Annotated in this window: 1 protein-coding gene; it reads left to right on the forward strand. The window is 61.0% G+C overall.

All coding sequences use genetic code 11. The features are described 5' to 3' along the window. Window positions 1-870, forward strand: an 870-nt coding sequence (locus tag BLX89_RS23760) for an IS701 family transposase (RefSeq protein WP_083637924.1), incomplete at both ends; no start/stop codon positions are given.

An 870-nucleotide genomic window follows, 5' to 3' on the forward strand; every position in this document is an offset into this window, starting at 1 on the left:
GACAGGATCGTTGGTGCATCCAGTGCATTTCTGGTGATCGATGATACCGGTCTGCCGAAGAAGGGCGATCACTCGGTGGGTGTCGCGCCGCAATATGCTTCGATGCTGGGCAAGAGAGCGAATTGCCAGACGCTGGTTTCGGTGACGCTTGCCCGAGACGAGGTTCCTGTTCCGGTTGGCTTGCGTCTGTTTTTGCCCGAGAGCTGGACCAGCGACACGGAACGGATGGCCAAGGCCGGAGTTCCCGATGCCATGCGGACATATCGCACGAAGCCGGAGATTGCCCTTCACGAGATCGACCGGTTGATCGTGACCGGTGTCCGGTTTGGCACAGTGCTGGCTGACGCAGGCTACGGCCTGTCGGCGGCCTTCCGCCAGGGGCTAAGTGGACGTGGCCTCACCTGGGCGGTCGGCATCCCCAAGCATCAGAAGGTCTATCCCCATGATGTCGGGTTGATCTTTCCCATCTCCGGGCATGGCCGCCCTCGTAAGCATCCGATCCCCGACACCCTCTCGGTTGCAGCCGAGACGGTCCTGACGCATGCAAGCTGGAAGAAGGTTAGTTGGCGGCGTGGCACAAAGGGCCGCCTGACGGCACGCTTTGCAGCATTGCGCGTCCGGATCGCCGACGGCACGCCGCAACGCATTCTTGACAAGGGACAGCAACACATGCCGGGCGAGGAAGCCTGGTTGGTTGGCGAATGGCGATCAAACGACGAGCGCAAATACTACCTGTCCAACTTGCCGGCCGATGCGACGTTGAAAGTGCTGGCGGCCGCCATCAAGGCGAGATGGGTTTGCGAGCAAGCGCATCAGCAGATGAAAGAGGAACTCGGCCTCGACCACTTCGAAGGCCGATCATGGCAAGGG

Origin of the sequence: Pararhizobium arenae, from assembly GCF_001931685.1 — a bacterium.
Taxonomy (GTDB): Bacteria; Pseudomonadota; Alphaproteobacteria; order Rhizobiales; family Rhizobiaceae; genus Pararhizobium; species Pararhizobium arenae.